Here is a 794-nt window from a genome sequence, read left to right as displayed (position 1 = left end):
AGCAGATCGCGCGCATCCAGATGCGCGGCCTGGAAAAGCGCCTGGCCGAGCGTGGCCTGAAGCTGGTGGTGTCCGATGCGGCGTTCGATCTGCTCGGCAACGTCGGCTTCGATCCGGTGTACGGTGCCCGTCCGCTGAAGCGTGCGATCCAGGCACAGCTGGAGAACCCGTTGGCGCAGAAGATCCTGTCCGGTGCGTTCGCCAATGGCGATACCATCGAAGTGGGCAACGACGGTGGGCATCTGGTGTTCAGGAGTACCTGATCGAGCCGAGCGGGGCGCCATATCGACAAGGGCCAGCACCGTTCGTGGCATTGCAGTTTCCGACAACCCAAGGTGAAGATGATGGGCAAGATCATTGGTATCGATTTGGGCACGACCAACTCATGCGTGGCGATCATCGAGGGCACAAAGGCCCGCGTGATTGAGAATTCAGAAGGCGATCGCACCACGCCATCGATCGTTGCATACACCAAGGAAGGGGAAATCCTGGTGGGTGCACCTGCCAAGCGCCAAGCGGTCACTAACGCGAAGAACACCTTCTACGCTGTAAAGCGCCTGATTGGACGCAAGTTTGAGGATCCTGAGGTCCAGAAGGACCTTGGCCTGGTCCCATTCAGCATCATCTCCCACGACAATGGCGATGCGTGGCTGGCTACCGGCGACGGCAAGAAGATGGCCCCGCAGGAAATCTCGGCCAAGGTGCTGGAAAAGATGAAGAAGACCGCCGAGGACTTCCTCGGTGAGAAGGTCACCGAAGCGGTCATCACCGTGCCGGCCTACTTCAACGACAGC

At 59.6% G+C, this 794-nt stretch carries 1 protein-coding gene and 1 pseudogene; both read left to right on the top strand.

Features of this window, described 5'->3' with window-relative positions; translation table 11 throughout:
* Positions 1–263 (top strand): annotated as a pseudogene (locus WKB25_RS21060) (hypothetical protein); the annotation flags it as partial.
* An 81-nt stretch (positions 264–344) separates the two neighbouring features.
* Positions 345–794: Hsp70 family protein (locus tag WKB25_RS21055; RefSeq protein ID WP_340572795.1), on the top strand; the 450-nt coding region annotated here is incomplete at its 3' end.

The sequence above is a fragment of the Stenotrophomonas sp. G106K1 genome (assembly GCF_037969685.1).
GTDB classification, from domain to species: Bacteria; Pseudomonadota; Gammaproteobacteria; order Xanthomonadales; family Xanthomonadaceae; genus Stenotrophomonas; species Stenotrophomonas lactitubi.
This window is presented reverse-complemented; position numbering and strand designations above follow the sequence as displayed.